The following is a 21,868-nucleotide window of genomic DNA, read 5'->3' as shown; positions in this document are numbered from 1 at the left end:
TTATTTACAATCACTTCCAATAGCACCGATCAGGAATTCCCTTGAAAACAATATTTCCTTTTCTAAAGAGCTCAAAGAATTGTCATAATCAATATCACTTTTATCCTTAATATGACGCGAATTATAGCTAATATATCTATCCTCAAGTTTAGCCATTTTTAATAAATTCTTTACTCTAGAATTCGTCGACGTCTCTAAATTTTCTTTGAATCTTTCAAATACATAAAAATTCTTTTTATGTATTATTGAAAAAACAGACATGTGAAATGAATCAGTTATTACATATTCAGCACTTCTAAATAAATCTAATAGTTTTGAAAGATCAGTGTCTGCACAAATCTTCCCTTTTTGAAAATATGAGAATCCCATATATGGAACTATAATATGCTGAAGATTATGCTTTTGGGCAAATTTCTTTACGGCATGCCAGTGATTAAAATTATCGGTCAAAAAAACGCTCAATACATACTTTGAACTTATTTTCTTATTTCCTCCTGGAAAAATTGACAACCAGTCATCTTCATTAAGAAGCAACGTAGGGTCAACTGTAACCTTAGGGGGCAGATCCGTTAATTGTTTCAGCAGTTCAGCACCTTTTGCTTCTCTAACAGAAATAGCTGAAAATTTCTTCAGACCATGCCGTATCTTTTCTGCGGTTTCAGGTGGTATAGAATTTACTCCCAAACTCGGTGAATATGCTATCCTCCTTGTCTTTATTTCATCATAGTCTAAATAATAGACAGGCGAATACCACCCTGGGTTCCACAGCTGATCACTTCCAACTATGATAAGGTCGAATTGATTACAGATCGTGACAAAATCAGCTATTGTATCAGCCTTTTCTGTTAATATGCACTTTTCACGAATTGTATTGCTTAAATTCTTATCACGCAAAGCTATCTCTTTACCGTATTTAGAATTCGCATAGATCATCGCATATTTATACGGCTGTCTTTTTAAACGTTCCATGAAAGTACGATGTGATTCGTATCTGATTAGTTCTTCATTATAATCAATGATATGCACGTCATGCCCTTGTTTACGCAGGTACCACTGCAAAGCAACAGCCTGTAGATTTGTTCCGTAATTAGGCCCTGTATACCATGTTATAACGCCAATTTTCATACACTTTTCCTCTTCTTTACTAATACATTTTTGATCTTTCCAAGTACCAGCGAAACATCTTTTATGTAAATAACAAAAATAGCTAAAAACAAAATGATCTCTATTGAATACAGCTTTATGCCATCAATATAATACAGCAATACTGATTGAACAACGAGCAACAGATACGAAAAGCAGTCCCTTTGTATTTTTATTTTTAGCTTTATGTATTTTTTTGAATACAGCATTCTTGATATCCAAACGCTGCAATAGCTAACTGTAGTTGCTATTGCAGCACCGATTATTCCGATCACAGGCACAAGTATCAAGTTCAAAGTAATATTACAAATTGCTCCCATCAAAGTTGTACGCCCAAATACTTTAGAATCCTTAACAGCAGAAAATAGACCTCCAAGATACCCCGACATAGCTCCGAATAATATTGCTATTGTCAGCCATGGAGCGTATTTCCATGCAGAAAAAAAGTCTTTAGCATATAAATACTTTGCAAGTATCTTATCAGAAGCGATGATAACTGAACAGCATATTGTCATTGCGCAGTTGTATGTAGCATATGTTTTTGCAAAAAAACCATTTTTGTCCTCGGGATCGTAATCCTTAACTGCGGATAAAGTCCAAGCCTGAGCAAATATTGATTGTAAAACACTTAGTATTGAAGGTATTTTTGCTGCAACTGAGTAAACACCGTTAGCAGCCAAGCCTAAAAAATAAATTACTATGTATTTATCAGAAGCATTGTTTACCCACCAACTAATTGTGTTTATGATCATCGGACATGAATACGTTTTCATTTCCTTTGCAACATTTAAATCTGTTTTTCTTATATCAAAATTTTTGAGTATCCCTATCCTGAAAATAAGATACACACATTGTAAGATCGGACCGATGATATTTGCCCAGAAATATCCGATAAGCCCCCATTTAAACACAACAAGGAATAATATATTAGATGCAATAACTATAACAGAGTTTATCACACTTGATACGGACAGATCGGCGATCCTGTCTATTCCGCGGGCATATGCAGTGATCAGACCTGATAATGCCTGAGAGAAAAACATCAGGAAAAAATACACCGCATATTTTTTGAAAATGTATTGAAATTCAAAAAATGCAAAGCAATAATTCAGTCCCAGCACAGCGATAACAATAACCGAGCCAAATACTAAATACCTTAACCCGACAGACAGTACTTTATTATTATCATATTTTGTATCCAAGGAAAATCTCATAACTGCATCTTGGATATTTAACGTGAGAACAGGAACAAGTATTCCGATAGTCGTATAAAAAAGATCATTTATTCCATATTCTGTCGTTGTCAAAATATTGGTGTAAAGAGGGACTAAAAGAAACAACAGAAGTTTGGTCGAGAAACTGCTTAAAGTTAAGAGACCTATGTTTTTAGCAAGATATCTGTACTTTTTAGAATTTGATTTCATCTATTCACTCCTAAATCCACTTGCTTTCATAGTGCAAACAAAATCTGATATTTCATTATTTCTGCAAACAGATTGACTTTATCTTATCCAGCATATCCATGCTTGTAGTTTTATGCTCCTTAAAATTATTTATCAGCATTTCATAGTTGCTGTTATCGATCAGATATTTTATCTTTTCGGCGATCTCTTCTATATCATCAGGATCTTCGATAACACTATTTTTATCTAAAGGTTCAACAGTTACTTTTGCACCAACATTATTAGTTACCAATACCGAGCAGTGACAAGAAAGCGCATCGCCAAGGACCAATCCAAAAGGTTCGACCGCCGAATCAATTACAAATACACTTATTCTGTCCAACATTTTATAATAAGCATCTTTGTCCAACTGACCGCATATTTCAATATCGATATCCTTACCTAATGAAGAACCATTTTCCGATACTTCACCAAATACGTATAATTTACATTTGATCCCCTCTTGCCCGAGTTTTTTTATAGCCTTATATACTTTATCATTATTCTTGATCGGTCTGTTTCCGCCTGAAACAGCTACTGAATACTCTTCTTTTCTCTGTATTTTTCTGTCCTCAAGTACCAATCCATTATTGGCATAGTATATTTTATCTTTATATATCGGATAACGATCTGCCACCCATTGAGCATAATATTGAGAAACACAGATTATTTTTGAACTTTTTTCAAGTATTTCTTTTTCTAAGCCGATCAATTCTTCGCTTAGTCCTTCATTGTTTATATCATTTTCATATTCAAGGCAGCCGTGCATAAGATAGCAGACATTTTTATTATTTTTACATATAAGATCCAACGATCTTTTTGTACAGATCCCCGATATAAGAACGCATTTACATAATTTGGATTTCAAAAAGGTCTCAACGCCCCTGATATACTTATTTGAAAATCTGACATAAAGCAGTTCAGAGTCTTTAAGATCTATTAGTGCTCTGTTAACATTTTGCGGACCTGTATTTCTTTTATATCTTCCATAAAAAAAAATCTTTTCCATTACTTCACCAACATTCCACGAATTTTGTATGCAAGCATCAACAACATATGCATATGACATTTTATAAGGATTACTTTTATTCGTTCACTTCTTGAATCACACACACATTTTCCCTTGATAGCTTTTCTTATCAGCTTATTACCAAGAAGCATTCTTACCTTTTTGAGCGATACCAAGAACTTATCCTCGGAAAGAGTGATATTTCTAATATCATCGCAAAGCAATAAAATATTATGTGTGTTTGATATCGACTGTATCACTGCATTTTCATTTCGGTCAATCTCAAACAAGCTGTTCCAGTAAGTAATGGTTTTATTGATATCAACACTTTTTCCCTGATCATGAAGCATTGACGAACTGTACTGAATATAGTAATACCATTCATCTGGAACAACCAAACAATTACTTATATGTTGCAAAAGTTGCCTATTAAAAACTTGATCTTCACAGATTCGAACATCTTCGTCAAATAAATGCTCTTTAATAATACTTGTTCTATATACTGTTGCGCAAGCAGACCCAAGTATTATATAATCTCTATTTGAGGGATAATCAAGTATCCTCATTTTCATTTCTTGTAATTCATTCAGCTTATTATAGTAGAAAACATTTTTAGCATTTTGCTTCATTGCCTTACAATAAAATATATAATCATTTCCACTACAATTATTTTTAGTTAATTTTTGATAACCTTCTGGTACTTCTTTACATAATACCATTTTACTATAAATAACATCAGGATTATATTTCTCCGTATATTTCTTAACAGAAATAAAAAAATTATTACTTACTGCATCGTCTGCATCAACAAAAACTGTATACTGACCTTTAGCAGCTTTTATACCTGTATTTCTAGCTCCAGCCAACCCCTTATTATGCTGATGTATTACTTCTGTATTCATTACTTCCGGTATACTATCCAAATAAGTTGCAACTTCAGAATTACTTCCATCATCAACTATTATCAACTCAAACAGTTCTTGGGGTTGTTTTCTAATAGTTGAAAGCATGGATTCAAATTTAGATATTTCCGTATTATAAACTGGAACAACAACACTTATTAATGGATTATTATTCATATTTTTTACACCTCATTATAACTGACTTTCTATTATTCCTTCATAAAAGCATAAGGATAAGTATGTGCACCATTTCTGATTACATACGTTATAAGCCAATATAAAATAACCACAAAAACGATAATAGAGTATTCTATAATCTTATTTTGGATTTTCTTATTACTAAACTTCTCATACTCTCCTTCTCCATCACATATCTTATATATAATCAATGGGATATATATAAGCGCAAAAAAATCAAAATAGTAAGCCATTCTAACTATATATGAAGAAGCGCCAGAGAATAACCCCAATGTAAAAAACAAAGAAATCTCAGAATAGGCAAATAAAGTATTCAACATATCCATCTTGTTGTCTTTATTATTCTTCCTTTTTACCAAAAAATAAGCAAAACAACTTGTAAATAAAAACAATCTAATAATTTTTCCGCCTGAAACATCTTGGTCTTCAAAATAGTGATTATATCTTGATAAATTCAATCCGCTTATATTCGACAATGAAAAAAATATTTTTTCTAAACTTAATGAAACCACTAAAGATAAAAAAGCTACTATTATTAACGCTCTATTCTTACTATTCTCTTTACTATATTTCATCGCTCCTCGATTATTATCAATAACACTATGACTTGACCTTCCTTCCACAAACAAGGAAATCGGGTATATCAAAGCTGCAATGTATGCGGTTTCGTGAAAGAAAGAAGCAAATAGTATTACCAAAGCCAAAAATAACAGTTTCCTTTTTTTACATATCTATACGAAAATAGAACAATTAAAAGCGCTGGAAACTGGCGCATATTATTAAATGAATCATTATAGTACAAGAAATATTACAGAGCAAACGCAAAAGGAACATTTATTCGATCTTTATAATCAAGCAGTGTTACAAACAATACAACTAATTCAAACAAACATAGGTAAAAATAAAACCAATGCGAATTACTGGTAAATCTAGATACTAAAAAGTTTAACGTCGAATAGCCATAATAAATTGAATAACTTCTGGCATTATTAATATATTCAAAATAGTCAGAAGACGAACAAGCTCTTTCAAACCAGTAGTTACCATACGCTGAAATATCTCCGCCTATTGAATAGTCTCTTAAACCAGCTAATGCGCTTGGAACAATTAAAGCAATAGGAACAAATATTTTTGCTCCTATCCCACGGAACCGGAATTTCTGTGCAATTTCTAAACACGACACCGAAATAAAAAATACTATAATATATATCATCTGATCTGTACTCTTTCGTTGTTACATCAGAAATGATTCTTATAATGCAATAAATCATTTCACATATTTGAGAAATACAAAAAATCTATTATTCAGACTTTATTGGTTTCTATTTCTATAATCACATTTTTTATATTTTCTTTTTTCCCATTTCTTTGTTTCTATACGCTTTAATACCAGAAATAATTGGGTCTACATTTTCATTCTTAAAATAACCAAACAGTATATATAGCAAACGCGAAGCAACAAAATACAGCATTGCAGTGCATTTAAAGTAATTACTGTATTTGCTGATTATATACAATCTATTTCTTGTTAAATAATAATCTTTAGCACCTATACTTCTATTGATGCTTTTTCCTACCTTATGCCAAATTATAGCATCAGATAAATAACGTAACTTGATTCCATGCTGTAGTGCTTTTAAAGAAAAATCAGCATCTTCATAATACATAAAATATTCTTTTTCAAAGAGTCCAAGTTTCCTATATGTATTAGTTGTCATCATAAAACAACACCCTGTAAGAAATGTAACATTCTTACTCTCTGTATACTGCTTATGCCTAAAATTACCTTTCCATTTAGATACCTCACCTCCACCATACCATAATTCCTTTGAATTATAGTAGTAAATAGCTCCTGTGGTCATAGTAGTATCATTCGTTGTAGTTACGAGTTTTTTTATCGTATCATTATTAATTACTGTATCATTATTAAGGCACATAATATAGTCTGCCCCATGTTTTGATGCATATTCTGCACCAATATTATTTGCTATTCCAAATCCAACATTTTCATCGTTTTCTATTAATACCACTTTCTCAAACTGATATAGAATATCCAACTTATCATCAGAACAATTATCAACAACGATGATTTCAAAATTAGTATAATCACTTTTTTGAATGCTTTTTATACATTCAACTGTGTCATGTATACCGTTATAATTGACAAGTATTATTGATACCTTTTTTTGCTTCTTACCCATTAATTGTCTCCCTCAATTATAATATAATGCTTCTGCTGCCTCATTTCAAAACATCTTATAGTAATTACACATTATCTTTTTACTATTTATAATACTCCATTTAAACACATCCATCATAAAAATACAACGAGTCAATTGCTTTCTCAAATTTTGAATACATGTTTTCCCAAGAATACGTATCGAGTAAACGTTTTTGTTTTTTAATTATGTCACTTCTAATGTCGCAATTATAAAGACTTTTAATTGCATCTTTGATCTCATTTGGTTTATTTGGATCAACAAGAATTGAACATTCCTCCGCAATTTCTTTCATTGAAGAACAATTACTTGTAATTACTGGTGTTTCGTAATAAGCTGCTTCTAATATTGGTATTCCAAATCCTTCGTATTTAGAAACAAAAAGTAACCCTAAACTATTCTTATATAAAGCAATTTTTTCCGATTCTGAAATATAACCAAGGAAATTAACTGCATTCTGCAAATTATGCTCTATAACATATTTATTAAGGTCTTCGTATTCTCCACTCTTCTTTCCTGCAATATAGAACTTTATATCTGAATTTTCTCTATATGCCTTTTCAAATCCTTTTATTGCGTTCAGGAGATTTTTATTTTTTCTCATATCTCCTACATAAAAAATGTATTTTTCTTTTATCTTTTCTGCAAATTCAACTGTCAACTCCCCATTATTTGAAGTCCCAACATACCCACAAGGAACAACAACTATTCTATCCTCCGGTATTTTTAAGTAATGAACGATATCTCTCTTCGTTGTATGTGATATGGTAAGTATTAAATCTGCTTTTCTGCATCTCATGAAATAAAAATTCATATATGCTCTCATAACAGGTTTATAGTAATTTGGAAATTTTTTCACCATTAAATCAAAAACTATCGCAACTCGCTTTTTACTCTTGTTTATTATTGGAATTAATCCATCACAAATGTATATGTCCGACTTTCCAAAGATCAACTCAATAGGAAATATATATGCAAAGATTCTGGTAAATTTATTTGAAAAATGTTGATTACTTTCTTCGCAAACATAATCTGGCAAGTATTGCCGTACTTCTTCCTCTTTATTGTAAAACGATATATTCACATTGTATTTTTTATGCTCTATTGTTTTTCTAATTAACATATCATGAAAGAAATGTACTCCTGTTTTATGCTCTCTATAAGCCAAGCTACCGGTTAAAAAATTAATATTCATTTTTGCTCCTTTTAAAAAGTGGATTTTTATATAGTTATCCATTAATTCCAGACGCTACAAAAACCGCACTCTTTTCATAGTATTAAATCAATTTCAGACTTCATTACACAAAGATAACCATTAATACAAGAAGTGACAATAAAACTCTCGCAAGAAACTAAAACATAGGAATACAAATAATTGTTTTATGGTATTCTCCAGAATCCAAGAGCATCTTTTATGATTTCATCCAAATTCATTTCAGGCTTCCATCCAGTATGTGAAGTCAACTTATCATGATTACCACACACAACAGGTGTGTCACTTGGTCTCATCCTCGCGGGATCTTGGCGAACTTCAATTTGAACTTTTGCCATGCTAATAAGTTTATCAAGTACTTCCTGCGCTGTATGAGTAGAACCTGAACAAATATTGTAAACCTCACCTGTATGCCCTTTTTCAGCAATCAACCTAATGGCACGGCAAGCATCTTTCACATGGGTAAAATCTCTCGCGCTCTCAAGATTTCCTACAGAAAGATATTCTCTCTGTCCCCTCTCTATATCAACAATACCAGAGGCAAAGTCAGCGATCATAAATCCTTTTGCCTGTCCGGCACCGCCAAGATTGAATTGGCGCACCATACAAACATTCATACCAAAATTCTTATTATAAAGCTGAGCAAATAACTCCTGTGCCTGCTTGGAAATCGCATATGGAGTCATAGGGCTAACCGGCATTTCCTCTACCACATTAGCCCCACGTTCTTTAAGATTTCCATATTCATCGGAAGAACCGATGGCAATAACTCTCATTTTCGGATTAACAGTTTTTACTGCTTCCAGTATATTGATCAATCCAATAGTGTTAAGCTGCACTGTGAGTTGCGGCTTCTTCCATGATAGCCCGACATTTGCCTGTCCAGCCATATTAACTAAAACATCCGGACGGTGCTGAGATATAATATCCAGCACCATATCCGAATCCATAATGTCCATTGAGATGATATCATCCTCTGCTTTCAAATCACAGCGAATTACTTCATAACCATTTTCTTCTAGTTCAGTGCATAAATGCTTTCCGTAAAAGCCGGCACTGCCTGTAATCAGAGCCTTCACTTGCTTTCTGCCTCTTTTTTAGCAAGCTAAAGGTCATGCTCTGCCATAATAGCACAAAGCTGCTCGTAGCTTGTCTTCTGCGGATTCCAGCCAAGCTTTGTCTTTGCCTTAGTAGGATCACCCCAGAGATTTACAACGTCTGTAGGACGATACCACTTTGGATTTACGCAAACAAGCATCTTGCCTGTCTTCTTGTCGTAACCCTTTTCATCAAGACCTTCGCCCTTCCACTCAAGCTCAATACCATCATTCTTGAACGCAAGAGTAGTGAATTCGCGAACAGTGTGCTGAACACCTGTTGCGATAACGTAATCATCAGGCTCGTCCTGCTGCAGAATCAACCACATGCACTCAACATAGTCCTTTGCATAACCCCAGTCACGAAGTGAATCCGTCCTGTCCTGTGATACCTGTAATAAGTGCCTTTTTCATTAGTGTGTTCTCCTTTTACATTTTAGATATTACGATCGATAGATTTCCTTCAACAGTCAAAATGAAATTCGTTGCAGGAATAAATACCGTTTCGCCTGAGTTTATGGGCATTGTCTCGCCCAGCGTAAGAGTCCCTGATCCTTTGATACAGGTAATTGAATAGAAGCTGTCGTTTGTCAGCGTAATCTGCTGCTTTCCTTCAACATATACAAACGAAACATTAAAATACTTGCAGCTTACCTTTCCCTTGAAAGGAATAGGTTCATATTTATGATAATTCAGCACATCGAGAGCCTTATCAAGATGAAGTTCTCTCGGATTGCCAAACTTATCTCGTCTGTCATAGTCATACAGTCTATATGTACTGTTGCTGCTTTGCTGTATTTCGCAGATCAGATTTCCAGCGCCGATTGCATGAACTGTACCAGCTGGAATAAAGAATACATCACCGGGCTTTGTCGGATGAAAATCAAGAACCTCCATTATTGTGTTATCCTTGATTCTCTGAGCTACTTCTTCTTTGCTGACATCTTTGTTAAAGCCAACATAGAGACCAGCACCTGGTTCTGCATCAATGACATACCACATCTCAGTCTTACCGTAGCCATTTTCATGCTGTAATGCATATGCATCATTTGGATGAACCTGTACAGAAAGATTCTGTTTTGCATCGATTAGCTTTATAAGAAGCGGAAACTCTTTATTCGTATCATATTTCGTGCCAAGCGCAGATAATCCAATCTTCTCAAGATATTCATTAAAAAGCATTCCTTGAAATTGTCCGCTTGCTATCATACTCGTTCCATCCGGATGTGCAGATAATTCCCAGCTTTCAGCAATGATATCAAAATCACATGGCTTATGATAGATGTCTCTGAGTTTTGTACCGCCCCACAGATAGTCTTTAAATGCGGGGGAAAGTTTAACAATAGAATCTATGCTCATAGCAGTTCCTTCCTGCCAGCCTCGTTGAGAGCATCAACAATCTTCTTGACATTCTGTGCCTTTTCTTTCTTACAAACCATTATCGCATCCGGTGTTTCTACAATAACCAGTCCCTCAACGTCAACAGCAGTAACTGTCTTACCAGAGGAATAAATCACTGAATCCTTTGAATCAATAGCAACAACATCGCCAAGCAGAATATTGCCGTCTTCATTAGGAGTATGAAGTACATCCATCATATCCCAGCTTCCGACATCATTCCAGCCACAGTCGCCAGGAATTACGAGAATATCACCCTTTGCAGCACTAGGCTCCATAACTGCATAGTCAATGGAAATCTTGCGGATGTTCGGATATACATCATTGAGTACTTCCTGCTCGCTCGGTGTATTCATTGCATCACCGATCTTTTTTAGATCGGCATAGATATCCGGAACATATTCTTTAAGCTTCTTAAGGATCAAGGAAGCCTTCCAAATGAACATACCACTGTTCCAAGCATAACGACCGCTTTCGATGTACTTCTTTGCTGTTTCCTCATCTGGCTTTTCCTTGAACTCAATAACAGGCTTGACAGCATCTGAAACTGTAGCGTCATACTTAATGTATCCAAACCCAGTGGAAGGAAAAGTCGGTTTAAGACCAATTGTAACAAACTTGTCCTGCTCTTCAGCAATAAGGATTGCAGTTTTGAAGATCTCAGTCAGTGCATGAACATTCTCAATATAATGATCAGCAGGAGTGATAATCATAACACCGTCGCCATACTTACGATAGATTTCCATAGCAGCATAGCCAATACAAGCTGCCGTATTTCTTGCAGCAGGTTCAGCAAGAATATTCATTGGGAAAACCTTACCGTGTGTTGCAGTGATCATTGCAGGAGCCTGCACATCAGCAGTTACAATGAAAATGTTGCTCTTACCGATAACTGTAGCCATTCGCTCCACAGCTTCATTGACCATCAGATCCTTGCCGGAAAGATTCAATAACTGCTTCGGTGTCTTTTGTCTTGATAACGGCCAGAAACGAGTTCCGCCGCCGCCTGCCATGATAACTCCATAATGATTCATATCTCTTCTCCTCTTACTTTATCTTTTCTGCAAGTTCTGCACCGATTGCTTCTTCAATCTTTTCAGCTTCACTTCTGTTATTCGCTGTCACACTTATATATGCCTTTACCTTCGGCTCAGTACCAGAAGGACGGATAACAACGGAACCAGTCTCTGTATAGAACTTCAGCACATCCGAAGCCGGAAGCCCATCGAGCCCCTTACTGTAATCCAGTGTCTTAACAACCTTCTGCCCAGCGAAATTATCAACTCCACGATGGAAGTCAGCCATAATTTCCTGCATTTTCACCATTCCTGCGGATCCACCAAACTCGTAAAAATGAAGTGTGTTCAAGCAGAAACCATAAGTGTTAAAGAGTTCATCAAGTTTATCGCTCAGACTAATACCTCTGGTCTTGTAGAACGCAAACATTTCACAGATAATAAATGCAGCATTGACCGCGTCTTTATCACGAACATAAGAACCTGTCAGATAGCCATACGATTCTTCAAAACCACAAACATAGTCTTTTTCTCTGCCCTGCGCTTCAAGTTTTCCAATAACTTCACCGATAAACTTAAATCCTGTCAGAACATTCACTGTTTCAAGACCATAATGCTCGGCAATCTTCTCAGCAAGATCCATAGTCACTACTGTCTTAACGAATACAGGATGTTCAGGCATTTTATTATGTTTGATTCTCTGAGAGCAAACATAATCAAGAAGAAGAAGACCAACTTCATTTCCAGACATCAGCTGATATTCACCAGAGGCTGTTTTAACTGCAATACCGCAACGATCAGCGTCAGGATCGGTTGCAAGAAGCAAATCAGCACCTGTCTTTTCACAATACTGAAGTCCAAGATCCATAGCTTCTCTAATCTCAGGATTCGGGAACGGACAAGTTGGGAAATTACCATCAGGATTACGCTGTTCTTCTACAACAGTAATATTAGTGAAGCCGCTTTCCTCTAAGGCTCTTGTAACTGGCTTTAAACCAGTACCATTCAGCGGGCTATACACAATAGCAACATCTCTGTTGATCTCATCACCGAAAAGTACACTCTGTTTTTTAACCTCTTCAATGAATGAAGTAAGTACGGAATCATCAATATAATCAATAATACCGGATTTCAGTCCATCCTCAAATGAGGAATTCTTTACATCGGCAAAAATATCAAGCTTTTCAATTTCAGCAAGAATAGCTGCCGCAGCCTCCGTGGTGATCTGACAGCCGTCAGCACCATAGACCTTGTAGCCGTTATACTTACTGGGATTGTGGCTTGCGGTGATCATAATACCTGCGGAAGCGCCTAATGCCCTTACTGCATAGCTGACAGTAGGAACAGGAAGTAGTTCTGACCAGATATGAACCTTAATACCATTAGCTGCAAATACACCAGCAGCAACCTTTGTAAACACATCGCTCTTAATGCGGCTATCATAACCGATGACAACACTCGCACCAGAACCAAGGTAATTTGAGAGTCCTTGGCTTGCTTTAGAAACTGTGTAGACGTTCATTCGGTTTGTACCAGCACCAATCGTACCGCGAAGGCCACCCGTACCAAATGCCAAATCGCGATAAAAAGCATCTTCCATCGCTTTGTCATCCATGCCATTCAGTTCTTCTTGCAAATCAGCTTCTGTAACATTTTCAAGCCATCTGTTGTACTCTGATTTGTAATCCATTCTAGCTCTCCTTATGCGAATTTGATTAAACGTATAACTATCTAACACAAAGACATAAAACAGTCTTTCGTTTGAAACGCAGTTATTTGAGAATCAAATTTTTTGATTCTCTGTTTACCTTTCTCTATGATTTTACTTCTAAGTATCTTGTCCTTATTCAACATGATTACAGCGTCAGCAGCCGCCTCATAATCATCTATATCTACTAATACGCCCGCATTTCCTACAACATAGGGAATCGCATCTGCCCTACTTCCAACGATTGGCTTTCCCAATAGCATATACTCAGGGAGAACTAATCCAAACCCCTCCCATCTACTAAGTAAGACAGCAACATCAAAACAATCCGCATAATCTAATGGATTATCAACCCAGCCCGTAATCAAAATGTTCTTACTCATACCAAGCGACTCAATTAGTTGTTCTGTCTCTTGCTTGTATTGATCACCACCAATATCATCTCCAACGATAATAAAAAATGCTTTAGGAATCCGTTGCTTTACTAAGGCAGCCATCTTAACAAACACATCCGGTGCTTTTTGAGGCGTGATACGCCCAATCATACCAACTACAAACGCCTCTTTTGGAATGCCCAACTCTTCTCTACTCTTAGGTTTTAAATCCTTGTATTCATCCAAATCAATACCATTATTGATAACAACTAATTTTTCAGATTTACAAATTTTGTGGTCCAAAGCACTCTTTTTCTCATAATCAGATATACAAATAATCTTATCAGTAATAGGAGCAAGCATTTTCTCAATCATTTTATAAACAAACAATTTCTTTTTACTTGCGCCTTTCATATTAAAAGACCAACCATGTGCATTATAGATGACCTTATTCTTTAAACCAATATCAGCTACCCTTCCTATTGCACCAGCTTTAGAGCTGTGACAATACAAAATATCAGGCTTGTATTTTTTTATCTGCTTTCTTACAGCTAATATACTCTTAAAGTCATTACAGGGATTAATTGCATTATGCATAGTGTGTATGACTTCTACATTTTTCACAATACCTTTGAACTTATTCAAATCAAGGGAGTCTGAACATACCAGAATATGTTCAAACTCTGGATATTTCTTCATCTTGGTCAGTAATGTAACCAAGTATCTTTCTACCCCTCCAGGAGCTTCCACAACATGCAATATTATTTTCGACACTTGATACACTCCAACCTTTTCATTATATTCGCATTATCCGTTCTAATTCCTAACAACCATCATTATGGTCGAAACAATAATCTTAGAACTTTCATATCACCTTAACAATAAACAGACTCTGTGTTCAACAGAAGCTATCTATTCTATAACATTAACAATCAAGAATACCCGTTCTTGTTCTATACCTCTCTAATCAATCTACACATTGAAAATTTTGCATATCCCCACCTATGTAACAAAAGCCACTCAAAAGTGTCTATTTTACGTTGTTTCAAGGCTTCACTTGATTTTTAAGGTCTATATCTCCGCCGACCGTAGTCTTCGTTACGCGGAGTCAGTACATCTATTTGCAGATCATTATCCTTTAAACCGCAAAGAACATTATGAATGTATATTTCCTGACCGCCATGTAATATCGGCTCACCCGTTATCTCGAGTATTCTCATTTTTTCAGTCCCTTTTCAAATTTGGATATTCGATCTCAGGAAAGAACTTCTTACCTTCCTTAGTTCCTTTTCTGATTATTTCAAATTTTCTCTTTTTATCCTTGGCTTTTAATATGATCCTGAGCCTATGAACCATGTTCCTTATTCCGAGGTAAATCCTTCCTTCTATTCCGTCCTGTCTGTAAAGCACCACATCATTGCGGTACATATAGTTGAAACGATCTATGCGGTCTTTGGGAGATGTTATTATATCAGCTCCGACATTACTTCCGCTAAAGTGATCTGCTATGCTTGACGGAATAAAATAGCACTTCTCTCGTTTGGATATTCTTCGGGTATATTCCCAGTCGTCTGCCCAGATAAAAAAATCCTTATATGGGAGACCAACTTTTCTGACTGTTTCGGATTTAAGAAATAACGAAACAAATGATGCATATTGTATCTGCCTAATTCTGTCGAAGTTCTTCAAGCGTTTCCATTTGGTCTCTTTCTGCACATTCATAGTACAAATACTGCCATCTTTCCACAAAACTTTGCTGGATAAAAAGCCATATTTCCCGTTTAGCTTTTTATCCCATCGATAAAACTCTTCCAAAGCCTTTTCTTTAGGCATGCAATCGTCATCCATGACCCAAACGAAATCATAATTGTTTTCCACTGCATACTTAATACCGTAATGGAAACCGCCTGCGCCGCCAAGATTTTCTCCTGTATTGATATATTTTATTTCTTTCTTATCAATGAAAGAGCCTACATACTCCTTAGTACCGTCTGTACTTGCATTGTCGATAATAATAATATCCAAGCGGCTTTTGAATGACTGCGCAAGAAGTTTTTCTATATTTTCTTTCAATAATTCTTTTCGATTATATGTAACTACAATTGCAGCAGTTCTTTTCATTTAAAAACTCCCCTCATACTTTTTGTGTCCGAATTTTGCTTTCAGAAAAGAAACTGCTTTGCGTTTCCAATTTATCTTTTCCATATAGACATAATCCAGTTCTTTTATCTCCGATCTTCTTATCTTTTTTCAAGTATCTTCTGCTCAAGCCATACATTGAACAGCAGCTCGCTTACTCTTCCGTAAAAGCGTCCCTGAAAAGCAGACAGATTTTCGTTTTCCTTGCTGACACGTTTTTCAAGTTCAAAAAGGATATTAAAGAGCCATGTACAATAGTCATCGACCAGTTTCTTCTCCATTATCATCATGTTGAACATATATCCCCAGCGTCTTTTCATTACGGCATCAAAATTATTAAGATACTCAGGATAAAAATTCCTGAGTATCTTACGTGTTTCATCAAGATGAGACGCATAATGGGTATGTGCATAATGGGAATAAAGTGTTTCGATGTAGTATTTTCGCTTTTTAGGTATAAATACCTTATATTTATTCAGCATCGGCTCCAGTTCCGAATATTTAAGAACATTGTCAAATGGCTCACGCGACTTTTTGGAAAGTGAAAAATGCCTTCTGTAATGCGCTAAGCCGATATATGCACTATCAAGGTTCTTCCATGCCCAGTAAAGCCCCGTAAGTTCACAGTATGACGAATTCTTTCCCGAGATGTTTTCACCTGTATTATCTTTTGTATACCCCAGATCCGTATCCTTGCCCTCAGCTCCTACGTGAACAGGCAGATACATAGCATCATGCGGCATTTTATATGCTTTATGCGCTGCAATTACGACAACTGCTTTTTTATCCTTCATCATAGTCTGAAAGCTCACACCCTTCTATAAATGTCTGTATATCTCAGGATATACCTTTTTCCTTTTTTTGCTTGGAATATCCAAAACAGCGCTGATTTTTATGTGTAAGACACATACCTATAGTTATCCAGAAATACGGCACAACATTTACAATACTGCTGTTGAACATTGCCTGTGCGATATATCCAAAGAACATTCCGAGGAATATCCATGTTATAAATCTTTCCTCTTTGTCCTCGTTATGTATAACATTTCTTATACCTGTAACAGCTGTATAAACGAGGAGCGTTAAATAGGTAATCAACTGAAAAACGCCCTGTGTTACGAGATAATGGATATACTCGTTATGTCCCTTTGCCTGAACGAACATTTTAGGATCATAATCGGGACTTGTTAAGAATACGTCCTTATAATTATCAAGACCAATACCGAAAGCCCAGTGATCTGGAACGGATTTCAGACCATATTTCCAGATATGTATTCTGTGAGAACCAAGATCTTTTACATCATTATCTTTTTTGGCATTTGATATCTCTGCGCTTATCTGAGCGATCTTGTTTACGACTCTTCCGCATACCAATATAGCAAATGCCAGTACAGCACACATTCCTATGATAAGAAGTGAAAATCTTTTTATTATACTCTTATGCTTTTCCTTATCAAGATCTTTAAATTTCATTACAGCTATTGAAACAAACAGGAAAACCAGATACGCTGCAACGCCTACCCAGGCAAGCCTTGAATTTGCCGATAACAATGTATAAAAACTCAGCATAGATACTGCATAAGTTATATTTCTTACAGCCTTATTATTTGTGTATAGGAACACGCCCGAAGTACAAGCGAAAAGAAGAACACTGAGACCAGCATACCAGTTGAAGTTCTGAATAAGACCATATGTTATTTTGTTTTCCATAGTAGTAGTAGTATCAAAATAAGCTTCAACAATATAGATGCCGACTGTCTGCAAAGCCGCCACAATTGATTGGATAATAGTAACTATTACAAATACACTGAGAATATTTTTCCTCAGCTGTTTGCTCTGTATCATAGTGCCCGCAAGCATAAGACTAAAATATCCCACAAAATTGAACAGCCATTCATCATAGTTGAATCCATGCCATGTTTCCTGTTTATTTATAGAAAAAACGGCTGATAAAAGTGCAAATATAAACAACAGGAAATAAAGCAGATCGGACAAATAGTATTTTATTTTCTGATGTCTGAGAAAGTGTGTGATAAATGCAAATATTCCAAAATATCCTGCCATTTCGACAATTATCGGCTGACTTGCAAAAGCTTGTGAGTGAAACTCGTCAAAGATCTCCGTGATAGGGAGAGCAAGCATTACAGATATTATGTAGTAATAAAAAAATCTTTCGGATGTGATTTTTTCAAGAATATCAGATACTTTATTTTTTATTTCTTCCATACAATTTCTCCTAAATTTTTTATTCATTTATATCAAAACTATTATTATATTATACTCTTATTTTATGAAAAAATCAAGCGCAGCACAAAATGTTTTCATTTTTCAAAAACGTTGCGCTTAGCAAATCAAACATTGTAAGTCTCTCGGTGAGGAATATAACGAACGCGCTTTGTAAACCGCAGCAGTTCGCTTCATGCGCTTACAGTCAGTAAAAGTCCGCCTTTTCTTTAATTCCGAAAGCAGTAGACAAAATTATAAGAATATGATATAATATTTCAGGTAAACGTAAATGAGATTTTACCTGATACAGCTTATCTTCTGCTTTCTGACCACAAGACGATCACAGCATATAAGCTAATACTTTCAAGTCCCATTACTCGCACCAAAGAAGCGTTTACCATTGGTAAACGCTTTTTCTTTTTAATCTGAACACAGATCTGAAATTAAAAAGGAGTCTTATAAATGATATACACGGTCACATTTAATCCGGCAATAGACTACGTATTGCACACCGACCGAATACAGACGGGCTGTGTCAACCGTTCCGAGTCTGAGGAGATATTCTTCGGCGGCAAGGGTATAAACGTTTCTGCTGTACTTGCCGAGCTTGGCGTAAAGAGCAAGGCTCTTGGATTTATAGCAGGCTTTACCGGCGAAGCTATAGAGCAGGGCGTAAAGGGAATGGGCATAGACGCCGATTTCGTAAAACTGAAAAGCGGCAATTCCCGTATAAACGTCAAGCTTAAAGCCGATGAAGAGACTGAGATAAACGGACAAGGTCCCCATATCGACAGCGAATACATAGACCAGTTAATGGACAAGCTTGACGAAATAAAAGACGGCGATACTCTTGTACTTGCAGGAAGTATCCCCAACAGTCTCCCCGATGACATATACGAAAGGATACTTTCAAAGCTTTCCGACCGTGATATAAGAGTAGTTGCCGACACAGCAAAGGGACTTCTCACAAGCATACTCAAATACCGTCCTTTCCTTATAAAGCCCAACAATTTCGAGCTCAGCGAGATATTCGGCGTAAATATCACAACTTACGACGAGATAGTCGAACACGCCGTAAAGCTTCAGGCTATGGGTGCAGGAAATGTGCTCGTATCAATGGCTGAAAAAGGAGCTGTACTTCTTGACGAGAGAGGAAAGCTCTATAAATGCGGAGCCTGCTCAGGTACAGTAAAGAACTCCGTAGGCGCAGGCGACTCAATGCTTGCAGGCTTTATCGCAGGCTTTGACGGTGAAAATTACGACTATGCACTTAAACTCGGCACAGCCTGCGGAGGTGCAACAGCTTTCTCCGACGGACTTGCAAAGAAAGAACTCATAGACAAGCTTATGGAACAGCTTTGAAGGGAGGGCATCTATGGATATAAAATATCTCAGACTTCTTGCAAAGGAGTACCCCACTATCGAAAGTGCTGCCAGTGAGATAATAAACCTGTCGGCTATACGCAGTCTCCCAAAGGGTACGGAATACTTTTTCAGCGATATGCACGGCGAATACGAAGCTTTCCTGCATATGCTGAGAAGTGCTTCAGGCATGATAAAGATAAAGATAGACCTTGTACTCGGCAAGACCGTTTCTGCCCGTGACCGCGAGCAGCTTGCTGAGCTTATATACTATCCCGAAAAGGAGATATCACGTCTTACCAACAGCGGCGAGATGTCCGACGAATGGAAAAGACTCAGTATCTACAGGCTCATACTTGTATGCGAAGCTGTTTCCGCAAAGTATACACGTTCACGTATCAGAAAGCGCATACCCAGCGATATGGTGTACATACTTGACGAGCTTCTCAACGTTACCGACGATGTAAACAAGGACTACTATTACGATGAGATAATCAGTGCTATCATCAGCACAGGCATTGCCGAGACTTTCATAATCTCCCTTTGCAGGCTCATACAGTCCGTATGCATAGACAAGCTCCATATCATAGGTGATATCTTCGACAGAGGCCCTCGAGCTGACATTATCCTCGACGAGCTTATGAAGATGCACGATGTTGACATACAGTGGGGCAACCACGATATCTCATGGATGGGCGCAGCAGCAGGCAATCCCGCACTTATCGCAAATGTTATCCGCATAGCCATGCGATATAACAACTTCGATGTGCTTGAGGACGGCTACGGACTCAATCTCCGAGCACTTGCCGTATTCGCAGGCGAGACCTACGCACATGACGACTGCAAACGCTATACTCCAAGCACTCTCGATGACAATATCTACGACCCCGTTGACCTTGACCTTGCAGCAAAAATGCACAAGGCTATAACCGTTATACAAATGAAGCTTGAAGGTCAGCTCATTGCCAAGCACCCCGAATGGGAAATGCAGGAGCGTGATATCTTCGGCAGAACTGATTTCAGAAACGGCACTGTTACCATAAACGGAAAGGTACACGAGCTTCTCGACAAGAGCTTCCCTACTGTTGACCCTGAGTCTCCTCTTGAACTCTCAGAGGGCGAAGCAGAGCTTATGAAAGTCCTCGGAGCTTCCTTCCGCCACAGTGAGAAATTACAGCGTCATATCCGCTTCATTTACGCAAAGGGCGCTATGTACAAGACCTGCAACAACAATCTCCTGTTCCACGGCTGTATACCTATGGACGAAAACGGTGAGCTCCAAAGCGTAAATATAAGCGGTCAGAAGTACTCGGGCAAGGCACTCCTTGACAAGCTTGGAGAACTGGTAAATCAGGCATATTTCGGCAGCGGTGCGGATAAGGACTTCGCCAGTGATTATATGTGGTATCTCTGGTGCGGAGCAAAGTCCCCTCTCTACGGAAAGGACAAAATGGCATTCTTTGAGCGCGGACTCCTTGCAGACAAGTCACTTCACACCGAAAATTACAATGCTTACTATACTTTCTCGGAAAGTGCAGAGGTATGCATGACTCTTCTGGAATTATTCGGACTTGATCCCGAGAAAGGTCATATCATCAACGGTCATGTTCCCGTAAAGATAAAGAACGGAGAAAGCCCCGTAAAAGCCAACGGAAAGCTCTTCGTCATAGACGGCGGCATATCAAAGGCATACCAGTCCACCACGGGTATTGCAGGCTATACGCTGATATACGACTCTCACAGCCTCAATCTTGCCGAGCATAAGCCCTTTGTGGCAGGTGAAAGCGGAAATACTCCTACGATACACCTTGTTGAGAAGCTTGACAGACGCGCTAACATCTCCGACACCGACAAGGGCGAGGAGATAGTCGACAAAATAAACGACCTGCGTCAGCTCCTTGAAGCCTATAAAGCAGGTGCGATCAAATAGCCCTTTGTAGGGGCTGATGCCCACATCAGCCCGACTTTATATAGTGCGCTCAATAAAAACATTCATCAGAAACAAAAAAGGACGGATTTACTCCGTCCTTTCCTATTTACCTATAAAAGAATAATGACAAAATGAAGCTTACTCAAATTCGTATTCGCCGTCGTAGTTTTTCTTGAATTCCTCGAATACCTCTCCGAGAAGTTTATCATCATCAACTGATACAAAGTCGTCCTCTTCGGGAGTCTCACCGGGGATAACCTCAAGAATAACTACTTCATCGTCCTCGTCATCGAAAGGAAGAAGCACCGCATAAAGATGCTCTTTATATTCAACAGTGCCGATTATCTCAAATGATACCTCGTTACCGTCATCATCGGTGAGCGTGATATAGTTTTCTGCTGCTTCCTCTTCTTCAAGCTCATCGAGTTCTTTTTCGTTCATGTCGCTCATACAGACACCTCCGCATAAATAATATACCTCATTTTAACACAT

The 21,868-nt window shown here is 37.2% G+C and carries 18 protein-coding genes and 1 pseudogene; 2 read left to right on the top strand and 17 right to left on the bottom strand.

The window, feature by feature from the left end; translation table 11 throughout:
- The 16 genes and pseudogenes from BLW60_RS04140 to BLW60_RS04065 form a co-directional block, all read right to left on the bottom strand.
- The gene (locus BLW60_RS04140) at positions 1-1,125 is read right to left on the bottom strand and encodes a polysaccharide pyruvyl transferase family protein (protein ID WP_074714615.1); all 1,125 of its coding nucleotides are present in this window, start codon (positions 1,123-1,125) and stop codon (positions 1-3) included.
- Entirely contained in the window at positions 1,122-2,567 is a 1,446-nt protein-coding gene (locus tag BLW60_RS04135; RefSeq protein WP_074714614.1) for an oligosaccharide flippase family protein, read from the bottom strand. The genes BLW60_RS04140 and BLW60_RS04135 overlap by 4 nt, the downstream gene beginning before the upstream one ends.
- Positions 2,568-2,622: 55 nt before the next feature.
- Positions 2,623-3,594, bottom strand: coding sequence for a glycosyltransferase family 4 protein (locus BLW60_RS04130; RefSeq protein WP_074714613.1), 972 nt, complete (start codon positions 3,592-3,594; stop codon positions 2,623-2,625).
- Positions 3,594-4,673: a glycosyltransferase family 2 protein gene (locus tag BLW60_RS04125; protein WP_074714612.1), complete on the bottom strand. Its 1,080-nt coding sequence runs from the start codon at positions 4,671-4,673 to the stop codon at positions 3,594-3,596. The genes BLW60_RS04130 and BLW60_RS04125 overlap by 1 nt, the downstream gene beginning before the upstream one ends.
- Positions 4,674-4,705: 32 nt before the next feature.
- Complete coding sequence (locus BLW60_RS04120) at positions 4,706-5,407, bottom strand: EpsG family protein (RefSeq protein ID WP_278289834.1); 702 nt, start codon at positions 5,405-5,407, stop codon at positions 4,706-4,708.
- A gap of 630 nt (positions 5,408-6,037) precedes the next feature.
- On the bottom strand, positions 6,038-6,895 hold the full coding sequence (locus tag BLW60_RS04115) for a glycosyltransferase family 2 protein (protein WP_074714610.1): 858 nt from the start codon (positions 6,893-6,895) through the stop codon (positions 6,038-6,040).
- 100 nt (positions 6,896-6,995) lie between these two features.
- Positions 6,996-8,150 carry a glycosyltransferase family 4 protein gene (locus BLW60_RS04110; RefSeq protein WP_081348111.1) on the bottom strand — a complete coding sequence of 385 codons (1,155 nt, stop codon included), beginning with the start codon at positions 8,148-8,150 and terminating at the stop codon, positions 6,996-6,998.
- A gap of 143 nt (positions 8,151-8,293) precedes the next feature.
- The gene (locus tag BLW60_RS04105; protein WP_074714608.1) at positions 8,294-9,205 is read right to left on the bottom strand and encodes a GDP-mannose 4,6-dehydratase; all 912 of its coding nucleotides are present in this window, start codon (positions 9,203-9,205) and stop codon (positions 8,294-8,296) included.
- Positions 9,206-9,231: 26 nt separating this feature from the next.
- Positions 9,232-9,597: pseudogene (locus BLW60_RS04100) on the bottom strand (GDP-mannose 4,6-dehydratase); the annotation flags it as partial.
- A 55-nt stretch (positions 9,598-9,652) separates the two neighbouring features.
- On the bottom strand, positions 9,653-10,582 hold the full coding sequence (locus tag BLW60_RS04095) for a type I phosphomannose isomerase catalytic subunit (RefSeq protein WP_074714607.1): 930 nt from the start codon (positions 10,580-10,582) through the stop codon (positions 9,653-9,655).
- Positions 10,579-11,655 (bottom strand): mannose-1-phosphate guanylyltransferase, encoded by a 1,077-nt coding sequence (locus tag BLW60_RS04090; RefSeq protein WP_074714606.1) that lies wholly within the window; start codon positions 11,653-11,655, stop codon positions 10,579-10,581. Before BLW60_RS04090 ends, BLW60_RS04095 begins: the two co-directional genes overlap by 4 nt.
- A gap of 13 nt (positions 11,656-11,668) precedes the next feature.
- On the bottom strand, positions 11,669-13,327 hold the full coding sequence (locus BLW60_RS04085; protein WP_074714605.1) for a phospho-sugar mutase: 1,659 nt from the start codon (positions 13,325-13,327) through the stop codon (positions 11,669-11,671).
- Positions 13,328-13,368: 41 nt separating this feature from the next.
- A complete protein-coding gene (locus BLW60_RS04080; protein WP_074714604.1) occupies positions 13,369-14,493 on the bottom strand; it encodes a glycosyltransferase family 4 protein in 1,125 nt (374 codons plus the stop codon).
- Positions 14,494-14,943: 450 nt separating this feature from the next.
- Positions 14,944-15,840 carry a glycosyltransferase family 2 protein gene (locus BLW60_RS04075; RefSeq protein WP_074714603.1) on the bottom strand — a complete coding sequence of 299 codons (897 nt, stop codon included), beginning with the start codon at positions 15,838-15,840 and terminating at the stop codon, positions 14,944-14,946.
- Between the two features lie 119 nt (positions 15,841-15,959).
- The gene (locus tag BLW60_RS04070) at positions 15,960-16,670 is read right to left on the bottom strand and encodes a DUF4422 domain-containing protein (protein ID WP_431768006.1); all 711 of its coding nucleotides are present in this window, start codon (positions 16,668-16,670) and stop codon (positions 15,960-15,962) included.
- Between the two features lie 25 nt (positions 16,671-16,695).
- On the bottom strand, positions 16,696-18,084 hold the full coding sequence (locus BLW60_RS04065) for an O-antigen ligase family protein (RefSeq protein WP_074714602.1): 1,389 nt from the start codon (positions 18,082-18,084) through the stop codon (positions 16,696-16,698).
- A 462-nt stretch (positions 18,085-18,546) separates the two neighbouring features.
- On the opposite strand from BLW60_RS04065, the gene pfkB reads away from it, so the two are divergent.
- The gene (gene pfkB / locus BLW60_RS04060) at positions 18,547-19,446 is read left to right on the top strand and encodes a 1-phosphofructokinase (RefSeq protein WP_074714601.1); all 900 of its coding nucleotides are present in this window, start codon (positions 18,547-18,549) and stop codon (positions 19,444-19,446) included.
- A 13-nt stretch (positions 19,447-19,459) separates the two neighbouring features.
- On the top strand, positions 19,460-21,376 hold the full coding sequence (locus BLW60_RS04055; protein ID WP_074714600.1) for a fructose-1,6-bisphosphatase: 1,917 nt from the start codon (positions 19,460-19,462) through the stop codon (positions 21,374-21,376).
- A gap of 138 nt (positions 21,377-21,514) precedes the next feature.
- On the opposite strand, the gene BLW60_RS04050 is transcribed toward BLW60_RS04055, so the two are convergent.
- Complete coding sequence (locus tag BLW60_RS04050; RefSeq protein ID WP_242872824.1) at positions 21,515-21,826, bottom strand: DUF1292 domain-containing protein; 312 nt, start codon at positions 21,824-21,826, stop codon at positions 21,515-21,517.
- Positions 21,827-21,868: the final 42 nt, after the last annotated feature.

The organism is Ruminococcus flavefaciens (assembly GCF_900108555.1).
Classification (GTDB): domain Bacteria; phylum Bacillota; class Clostridia; order Oscillospirales; family Ruminococcaceae; genus Ruminococcus; species Ruminococcus flavefaciens_P.
This window is presented reverse-complemented; position numbering and strand designations above follow the sequence as displayed.

Coding starts and splice junctions, on each gene's coding strand:
- BLW60_RS04140 (WP_074714615.1), bottom strand. CDS start 1,125: ATGAAAATTGGCGTTATAACATGGTATACAGGGCCTAATTACGGAACA.
- BLW60_RS04135 (WP_074714614.1), bottom strand. CDS start 2,567: ATGAAATCAAATTCTAAAAAGTACAGATATCTTGCTAAAAACATAGGT.
- BLW60_RS04130 (WP_074714613.1), bottom strand. CDS start 3,594: ATGGAAAAGATTTTTTTTTATGGAAGATATAAAAGAAATACAGGTCCG.
- BLW60_RS04125 (WP_074714612.1), bottom strand. CDS start 4,673: ATGAATAATAATCCATTAATAAGTGTTGTTGTTCCAGTTTATAATACG.
- BLW60_RS04115 (WP_074714610.1), bottom strand. CDS start 6,895: ATGGGTAAGAAGCAAAAAAAGGTATCAATAATACTTGTCAATTATAAC.
- BLW60_RS04110 (WP_081348111.1), bottom strand. CDS start 8,150: ATGGATAACTATATAAAAATCCACTTTTTAAAAGGAGCAAAAATGAAT.
- BLW60_RS04095 (WP_074714607.1), bottom strand. CDS start 10,582: ATGAGCATAGATTCTATTGTTAAACTTTCCCCCGCATTTAAAGACTAT.
- BLW60_RS04090 (WP_074714606.1), bottom strand. CDS start 11,655: ATGAATCATTATGGAGTTATCATGGCAGGCGGCGGCGGAACTCGTTTC.
- BLW60_RS04085 (WP_074714605.1), bottom strand. CDS start 13,327: ATGGATTACAAATCAGAGTACAACAGATGGCTTGAAAATGTTACAGAA.
- BLW60_RS04075 (WP_074714603.1), bottom strand. CDS start 15,840: ATGAAAAGAACTGCTGCAATTGTAGTTACATATAATCGAAAAGAATTA.
- BLW60_RS04065 (WP_074714602.1), bottom strand. CDS start 18,084: ATGGAAGAAATAAAAAATAAAGTATCTGATATTCTTGAAAAAATCACA.
- pfkB (WP_074714601.1), top strand. CDS start 18,547: ATGATATACACGGTCACATTTAATCCGGCAATAGACTACGTATTGCAC.
- BLW60_RS04055 (WP_074714600.1), top strand. CDS start 19,460: ATGGATATAAAATATCTCAGACTTCTTGCAAAGGAGTACCCCACTATC.
- BLW60_RS04050 (WP_242872824.1), bottom strand. CDS start 21,826: ATGAGCGACATGAACGAAAAAGAACTCGATGAGCTTGAAGAAGAGGAA.